This window comes from Acidovorax sp. KNOB132 (assembly GCF_057541515.1).
The window spans coordinates 1-8,447 of record NZ_BAAJYT010000171.1; the positions used below are offsets into that span (position 1 = coordinate 1).

Below are 8,447 nucleotides of genomic sequence, written 5' to 3' on the forward strand. Positions count from 1 at the left end.
TGGACATCCTGGTCAACAACGCCGGCATCCTGCGCGACAAGTCGTTCGGCAAGCTGGACATGGACGATTTCCGCCTCGTGGTGGATGTGCACCTGATGGGCGCGGCCCACTGCTGCAAGGCCGTGTGGGCGCACATGGTGGCGCAGCAATACGGCCGCATCGTGATGACGACCTCGTCCACCGGCCTGTACGGCAACTTTGGCCAGGCCAACTACGGCGCCGCCAAGCTGGCCCAGGTCGGGCTGATGCAGACGCTCGCCATCGAAGGGGCCAAGCACGGCATCCACGTGAACGCGCTCGCGCCCACCGCCGCCACCCGCATGACCGAGGGCCTGATGCCCGAGGAGGTGCTGGCCGCGCTCAAGCCCGAGGCCGTGGTGCCGGCCATGCTGGTGCTGGCGCACGAAAGCGCGCCCACGCGCACCATCCTGTGCGCGGGCGCCGGCACCTTCGAGGCGGCGCACGTCACGCTCACGCAGGGGGTGCATCTGGGCATTGGGCCCGATGTGCCCGAGCAGCTCGCCGCGCGCCTGGCCGAGGTGGCCGACCGCACCGGCGAACAGGTGCCGCAAAGCGGCGCGGCCCAGGGCACGAACGAGGTGCGCCTGGCCCGGCGGTGATGGAGTGATTGCCCGGTACCGAGGCGCTTGCCTGGCAGATTGCAAATATTGCGGTCAGACGCGCGCTCGGCGACGTGGTCGGTTGGATTCGCCGGCTGAACAAAGGCTTCGCATTCGGCCTGTCTCGCCTGGGTGGTTGGTTTTAGTGTTGGGCCTGCAACTCAAATACAAGGGAATCCATGCTTTTTCTTCCACCCGTCTTCAAATCTGGCGCGTTCGTCACGGCTGGGCTCGCTCTGCTTGCCGCGTTGAGTACCACCCCTGTTCTTGCCCAAAGCGGACAAACGATCACGGCCTCCGGCCTCGGGCCCAACACGACCAGTCCGACCCGCCGCCAGGTGCGGGATGCGACTTTCTTCGATGCCCAGCAGAAATGCAGGACGGGGCCTTTCCCCGCTCAGCCCGTTCAGATGCTCGGCATCGGTGTCGCCCCCACGGTTCAGAACGGCCAAAGATTGTTTTTCGCTGAATGGCGCTGCGGCTGAAGTCTGCGGTTGGCTGATTCTTTTCCATCGGGCATGAGCGCCAGCGGTGGGGCGCGGGATGCAGCGCTCGCCTTTCAGCGCACCGGCTCGGCCGCGAGCGCCTCGCGCAGGATGCGGCGGATCTCCAGGATCGCCCGGGGGTTCTCCTGCACGCTGTGGTGCGAGGTCAGCACCAGCTCCGACTCGGCACCTGCCAGGTGGGCGCTGCCGTAGGGCACGATGCCATCGCTCGACTGCGCGAGCGGGGTGCCCGGGTCTTCGCGGCCCATGATGGAGTGGTAGCGCACGCCCGGGCCGATCGGCAGGTCGGCGGCCGCGCGCACGAACGGATCGGTGTCGCCCAGGTTGTCGATGCTGTTGGGCAGGCGCGGCGGCACCCCGCCCTCGACGGGCTGCGCGGCATGGGCTCTGGCCAGCACGCGGGTGGCATCGCCGAAGCGCTCCAGCACGGCCAGCGGCAGCGTCACCATGTTGGCCAGCCAGCGCGAGAGGGTCTTGTTGGCGAACGGCGTTCCCCGGTGGGGCGCGGCGATGAAGACCGCCCGGGTCACCTGCGGCAGGGGATGGAACACCAGGAAGGGGCCCAGGTCCTCACGCAGCCGGGCCAGGTCTTGCGGGGGCATCACGGGGCGGCCGATGACCTGGTCCCACAGCGTGTCGCCCGATTCCGACACCAGCAGCCGCGCCAGCACGCCGCCCATGCTGTGGCCCACCAGCACGATGTCGCGCGATGCGCGCGCCGTGCCGGCAGGATCGAAGTGCGCCAGCGTCTGCACCAGGGCCTCCCGGATGTCGTGCTGGTTGAGGGCCAGCGGCGCATTGGTGGGGTAGTACACCTGCCACACCTGGTAGGCGTCCCGCAACTGCGCATCGCCCAGAACCTCGTTGGCCACGTTGATCCATGCCTCGGGGCTGCTGGCCAGCCCGTGCAGCATGACGATGGTGCGGCGGTTCGGGTCATAGGGCTGCATGAGGTGGATGCGCGGCGCGTCCAGCCGGTCGCTCCAGCCCAGCAGGGTGCGCATGGCCTGCGTGGCAAAGCCCGAGCGCGCCAGCCACAGGCCGTACCCCGCGGTGAAGTTGCCCGCCAGTGGCACCTGCTGCCCGCCCAGTTCCACCCGCGCGGTATGGTAGGGGTCGTAGATCGCCACCTGCACCTCCTGCGTGCGCAGTACCTCGCCCAGCGTCTTGCCGGGAAACCGCAGCAGCGCGGTGGCTGCGGGGTAGGGCATTTCCTTGAACGGTGCGGGCGCTCGCTCGCCCGGCTCGGGGGCGGACGCCGCCACCAGCTCCGTGCCGAAGCCATCGCGCCGGTAGGTGTTGCGAACGCCGGAAAACCGCAGCGTGGTGGCCGGGATCAGTTCCTCGGGCAGCGGGGCGTCGCTGGGCAGGCGGATGTCCGAGGCGTCGCTGGAAATCCGCCAGGCGCCGAGGGTACGCGCCTCATCCGACCGGCGTCCTTCGGCGCGGTAGCGCTGGAACAGCAGGGTCACCACACGCTGCGTAGCGAAGTTGTAGTAGTCGCGCACCTGCGTCTGCCGGTCCTCGAACGCGCGCTCGCCGGGGGAGCGCTGCGTGAAGAACAGATAGGCCCAGGCGTGGCGGGCCGATTCCATCCAGGCATCGAGCGCCTCGTTCGGTGGCAGCGGCGCGCTGCGGTCGCGTTCGCCTTCGAGGCCCACCTGCAGCCAGACCTCGGCCAGCGCCGACAGGCGCTGCTCCTCGCTGATGCCGTTCGAGGCGGCCAGCTGGTTGCGGCAGTCGGCCAGGTCGTCCGCGCAGGTATCGGCATCGCTGCCGATCACGCGCAGCACCTCTTCGGTGGCCTCGCTGACCCGGCCGCTGGTGAGCACGTCGCCGCGCCGCTGCGACAGGTATTCGCGCGGGGACATCGACGACACCGTCACCCCCGCGCAGCCGCACAGAACGGCCGCTGCGCACAGCGCGGCGAGCCCCCGAAACCCTGACCAGGGTGTGCGGCGCGGGGCAGGGGACCAGGTGCGGTGGAGCGGCGGCGGGGTGGTTGGCGACATGGGGCGGGCCGGGCGGCGACGGGGTGGCCGATGTTACCCGGCGGCCCCGCGAATGGGGCGCTGCCTGACGCCGCGGCGCGCAGCGCTGCGGTACGCTCGCCGGCTTATGAGGATCTCTCCGGAACACCGCCTGCGGGCTGCCTTGCGCGTGGCGCTGAGCCACTATGTCTTCAACGGCCTGTCGGTGGCCTTCGGTCTGCTGCTCATCTCGGCCGGGGTGCACGGGTGGCTGGGCGCGGCGGCGGCCGCCTCGGCGTCGGTCGGGGTCATCGTCACGGCGCCGCCCGACCTGCCCGGCCCGGCGCGGGGCAAGTTCTGGCAGATGCTGCCGGCGCCCCTGCTGGGCGTGCCGCTCTTTTTCGGGGTGCAGATGCTGCACCCGTCGGAGCTGGCCCTGGGAATGCTGATCGTGCCAGCCAGCTTCGTCGCGTTCCTGGCCATGGCCTGGGGCAAGCGCGGCGTGCCGATCGCGGTGGCCCTGATGTTCTCCATGGTGTTCTCCATGGCCGTGCCGCCCACGCCGGGCGTGGACCCGTTGACGGCGGCGCTGGCCACCACCGGGCATTTCGCGCTCGGGGCGGCTTTGTATGTGGTGTATTCGGTGGTGGCCAACCACGCGCTCAATGCGCGCTACCGCGTGCAGTCGGTGGCGGATGCGCTGCTGGCGCTCGCTGCGCTGATGCGCGTGCAGGCGCGCCAGTTCACGCCGGTCGATCTGCAGGGCCCGCCCGCGCCCGCCTTGGCGGGGGCCTTGCTGCACCGGCAGGCGGCCCTGGCCGAGCAGTTGCAGGCCGCGCGCAACATCGTGCTGGAGTCGCCCCGCACGCCGCGGCGCCAGCGGCTGGCCGGCATGCTGCTGCTGGTGCTGGAAATGCGCGACCACCTGCTGGCCTGCGAGCTGGACCTGGACACGCTCAAGGCCCACCCCGGCCATGCGCCCGTGGTGGTCGGACTGCGCGACGTGCTGCACCACGTGGCCGACGAGATGGAGCGCCTGGCCGACGCCATGCTCATCGGCCGCAGGCCCACCGCCTTCGCCGACCACCGGCCCCACCTGGCGGCCCTGCGCTGGGACGAGGCGCCCCAACCCGGACCGGAGAGCGCCAACCCGTCGCCCCGCCTCCTGGCGCGCGGGCTGGCGGACCGCATCGGCCACATCAACGACGAGGCGCTGCGCATGATCGCCCTGGCCCGCGGCGAGGCCGAGCCCAACCTGGCCGTGGTGCGCGCGAACTGGCAGATGTTCGTGAGCCCCACCGCGTGGTCGTGGCATCCGTTCAACGGCCTGTGGCGCTGGGATGCGCCGCCGCTGCGCCATGCCATCCGCGCGGCGCTGGCCATGGGCGTGGGCTACGCGGTGGCGCAGGCACTGCCCTGGGGCACGCACGCCTACTGGATTTTGCTGACCATCGTGGTGGTGCTGCGCGGCAGCCTGGCGCAGACCCTGGAGCGGCGCAACAGCCGCGTGGCCGGCACGCTGCTGGGCTGCGTGCTGGCGCTGGGGCTGCTGTCCATGCACCCCACCGCGCTGGGCCTGATCGTGTGCCTCACGCTGGCGCAGGCCGTGGCCCATGGCTTTGCCGTGCGGCGCTACCTCATCACCGCGGTGGCGGCCACCGTGCTCGGGCTGGTGCAGTCGCACATGCTGCATGCGGGCAGCAGCACGGCCTTCGCGCTGTTCGAGCGGCTGGCCGATACCCTGATCGGCACCGGCGTGGCCTGGGCGTTTTCCTATGTGCTGCCCTCGTGGGAGCGCACGCAGATCCCCGCCCTCGTGTCGCGCACCCTGGCCGCTCAGGCGCTGCATGCGCGCGAGGCGCTGGCCCTGGGGCAATTGCAGGCCGTGGACAACGCGCCCGAGCTGGCCTGGCGGCTGGCGCGGCGCGAGGCCTACGACAGTCTCTCGGCCCTGGTGCAGGCCACGCAGCGGTCGCTGTCGGAGCCGCGCGCCGTGCGCCCGCCGCTCGAACCCCTGGAACGGCTGCAGGTGCACTGCTACCAGTTGCTGGCCCAGCTCACGGCCGTGAAGACCATGCTGCTGCTGCGCCGCGGCCACCTGGAGCCCGAGCGGCTGCAGGCGCCGCTGGCGACCACGGCCGAGGCCATCGGGCAAGCCCTGTCCGCACCGCGTGCCTCGGCGGATGCGGGTATGCCCCCGCGCGTCTCGCCCGGCCCCGAGCCGCTGCCCGACCCGTTCGATGCCCAGCTCGGCCCGTGGCTGTTGCGCCGCCTGGGCCTGGCGGTGGGGCTGGCCGAGGAGCTGCGTAGCGATGCGGACCAGGTGCTGCAAAGCATGAACACGAAGGCGCCGGGCGCGCAGCCCGTGGCCGAACGCAGCGCCTGAGGGCGGCCGAGGGCGCGGCCCCGGGAACGCGCTCAGTCCCGGTGGGCCTGGATCTCGCCTTCCTCGTCGCCTTCGGGCACGGTGGGCAGGCGCGCTTGCGCAGGCGTAGCCGCCGTGGCCTTCCATTGCCCGGCCGGCTCCACCTCATGGCCGGGGTCCGCGCGGAGCACGGGCTCGTACAAGATCCACTGCGCCACGGTGCGCATGGCCTCGGCGCCCCGGTTGTTCTGTCGCTTCAGGAAGAAGTCCAGGCCGCGCTCGCGCAGGATCTTGGCCTTTTCGCGCAGCAGCAGCAGGGTGGGCTCCCACAGTTCGTCCCTCACTACGAGGTTGTCGAAGCCCTGCGCATGCACCTGGGCCTCCCGCAGGCGCGTGGCTCCCTGCTCCCGGCACAGCGCAGCGCGCTTCATATGCTCCACCCCCTCGTCCCTTCGGCGCGCCATCACCGGCGACCGGCCGGTCTTGCCCATCGCCTTGCGCTGCATGCGTGCTGCGGCCTGCTCCAGGTGCTCCGCGGCGGCGGCCGTCTGGTCCGCCTCCAGCGCCTTGCGTGCGTGCTTCAGATGCGCACGGGTGGAACGCAGGTCCATGCCGGCCGCCTCGAATTCCGTGGCTGCGCTTTCGTATCCCGCGCAGGCCGCCTCGAACTGCGCCTTGGCAGCTTCGCCATCCATGCGGGCGAGCGCGCGGAACATGTCCAGCGTGGGGGCGGCGGGCGCCTTCATCGCCTTGTCGGCGAACATGGCCGCCAGGCCGTTGCCCTGTGCGAACGCCTGGGTCTGCTCCATGAAATGTTCGAGCTGCAGCTCGGACGCGGCATGCTTCAAGTCGTCCTCCACCGCAGCGCCCAGCTTGCCCACCCCGTAGGCGGACCAGCTGTCCCACTCGTCGCGCACGAGCTGCTGGAACACGTCGAACTCCGAGACATCGGTGGCGCGGTCGCTGCGCATCGGGTCGATCTCGTCGTCGAACACGAACAGCGTGCAAAAGTGGGTCACGGCCTTGGAGACCAGCTCCCGGCCGTAGCTGGCATCCAGCAGCCCCAGGCTGCCGCTGGCCTTCTGGCGCGGGCCGTTCTTCGGATCGTCCTGCACGGATTCCGCGAACTGCACCCCCAGCGTGGCGCGGCCCGACACCTCCACCTTCATCTGGGCCGTGGCATCGCGGTAGATGGTGGTCATGTAGCCGGCCACCGTGGTGCGGGTCTGGCCGTTGTCCTGCCGGGATTTGACGCCCACGCCCGCTGACACGCCGGCCCGCCGCCCCTTGCCTGCCACCTCGCCCACCCGCACGCCCGCGCTGAGCGACACGTTGGTCTCGGTGCCCATGCTGCTGCGCTGCGCGTCGTCGATGATCCCCATGCTCAGCTCGGGATGGTGGGCCAGCAGCTCACGCATCCAGTCCCGGCGGGCCGGCTGGCCATCCCCGGTGGGGGCCGCCATGTCGAACAGATGCTCCAGCGCGTCGATGAACTGCGCGTCCAGCTGGGGCTCGCGGTTCTTGGTCAGCCGGGGCATGCGCATCTGCACGCCGTTTTCCACGCTCCGCTCGCCGCGCCAGCGCCAGTCGGCCCCGCCGGTCACGCCGAAGCTGGCCTGGTCGGTGTCCATCGCGACCGAGTAGCCGGTGTTCACCCCGGCACCGGCCTGTACCTGGTTGGTGGACTGGGACGTGATCTGCAGGTACATGCCGGTGCGGCCCCGGTACAGCTCCAGGATGCGGTCCTCGTTGTGCTGCACGCCGCCGATGAGCTTGACGCCCAGGCCCACGGCGCTCGTGATCGCCGCGGCCGCCGACAGCGGGCCGAGGTTGACACCGTAGGTCTTCTGGCCCAGCAGCTTCATCCGGTCGCGCCATTCGAGGTGCTGGGCCACATCGCGCAGCAGGTTGAACAGCGCCCGGCTGTTGGTGGCGTTGGCCGGGTCCCCGTCGTGCAGCAGGTTGAGGGCCTTGTACAGGGCCACGTGGAAGGCATTGCCCTGGGCGTGCACGTGTTCTCCATCGGTGCCGACCGATGGCGTGGCGGGGCCATTGTTCGCCTCTTGCAGCGGCTCGCTCAGCAAGGCGTGCTGCAGCAGGGCGAGGGCTTGCACGCCGGTGTGCGGCTGGGCGCGCAGCTGCTCCCATGCGAAGCGCATCGCGGGCGATTCCGTGGCGGTGGTGATCTCGCCGCCACGGCGGGCGGCTTTTCGCGCTGCATCGCGCCGCGCGGCATCGCATTGCGCCCGGATGCCTTCGAGCAGGGCGTTGTCCAGCACCATGGAAGCGCGCTCGGTGCCTTCGGGCGCCCAGCGTATCTTCTCGGCGATGGTCAGCCAGGCCAGCTCGGATTCGGAGGGCACCTCGGTCGCAGGCCGTTGCGCACGCGCGCCCCGGAGGTATTGGGTGAGGTGGTCCGCCGCCTTCTCCAGCTCTTCTTCCGCCCGGCGGTTCGGGGTGGGCAAGGCGGTGGCCGATCCCACCTGCAGGGCCTGCGGCAGCGAGCGCAGCGGGTTGAGCTTCTGGCTCCGCCGGCTCTTGGGGGCGGCGGTGCCGGGCGCGTCGCCCTCGGTGTGGTCGATGTCGTGCAGCCAGTCCGCGATTTTCTGCAGGTGCTGGTTGGCGCGGTCGTAGGGGGAGCCTTTGGCGTTGCTGCGGTAGCCGTTGCGGATGGCGTGGTAGGCCGCGCGCTCATCGTCCGTGCAGGCGGCCAGGGCCTGGGCCGGGTCCGCGGCATGCAGAGCCGTGCGGGCGGCATGGGAGGCGCCGGCCAGCCATTCGCGCAACTGCGGCGTGGGCGCGGCCCGCATCGCAGCCTCGGTCTGCAGCGCCAGGCGTGCCGTGTGGCGGCGGGTGTGGTCGGGCGTGCCTTCGGCGGCCGGTGCCAGCAGGTGGCCCAGCACCTGGGTGCCGCGCGGCATGCGGGCCAGCAGCTCCACCGTGCGCTGCGTGGCGGCGTCCAGCGCCGGGGCCGTGTCCGGGCCCG

General features: G+C 71.2%; 4 protein-coding genes and 1 pseudogene. 3 read left to right on the top strand and 2 right to left on the bottom strand.

The genetic code is table 11. The annotated features are described in order from the left end of the window. A partial coding sequence (locus AC27IO_RS17660; protein WP_498739933.1) for an SDR family NAD(P)-dependent oxidoreductase occupies positions 1-620 on the top strand: 620 nt, incomplete at its 5' end. A gap of 179 nt (positions 621-799) precedes the next feature. Next, the gene (locus AC27IO_RS17665) at positions 800-1,105 is read left to right on the top strand and encodes a hypothetical protein (RefSeq protein ID WP_498739935.1); all 306 of its coding nucleotides are present in this window, start codon (positions 800-802) and stop codon (positions 1,103-1,105) included. 74 nt (positions 1,106-1,179) lie between these two features. Here the strand turns inward: AC27IO_RS17665 and AC27IO_RS17670 are convergent, their stop codons facing one another. Continuing rightward, complete coding sequence (locus AC27IO_RS17670; protein ID WP_498739936.1) at positions 1,180-2,997, bottom strand: esterase/lipase family protein; 1,818 nt, start codon at positions 2,995-2,997, stop codon at positions 1,180-1,182. A 247-nt stretch (positions 2,998-3,244) separates the two neighbouring features. Here AC27IO_RS17670 and AC27IO_RS17675 point away from each other — a divergent pair, with 247 nt between their 5' ends. Then, positions 3,245-5,482, top strand: coding sequence for an FUSC family protein (locus tag AC27IO_RS17675; protein WP_498739937.1), 2,238 nt, complete (start codon positions 3,245-3,247; stop codon positions 5,480-5,482). A gap of 32 nt (positions 5,483-5,514) precedes the next feature. On the opposite strand, the pseudogene AC27IO_RS17680 reads toward AC27IO_RS17675, so the two are convergent. Then, positions 5,515-8,447 (bottom strand): annotated as a pseudogene (locus AC27IO_RS17680) (hypothetical protein); the annotation flags it as partial.

Bases quoted from the DNA above. Each gene is read 5' to 3' on its own strand.
- AC27IO_RS17665 (WP_498739935.1), top strand. From the start codon at position 800: ATGCTTTTTCTTCCACCCGTCTTCAAATCTGGCGCGTTCGTCACGGCT.
- AC27IO_RS17670 (WP_498739936.1), bottom strand. From the start codon at position 2,997: ATGTCCCCGCGCGAATACCTGTCGCAGCGGCGCGGCGACGTGCTCACC.
- AC27IO_RS17675 (WP_498739937.1), top strand. From the start codon at position 3,245: ATGAGGATCTCTCCGGAACACCGCCTGCGGGCTGCCTTGCGCGTGGCG.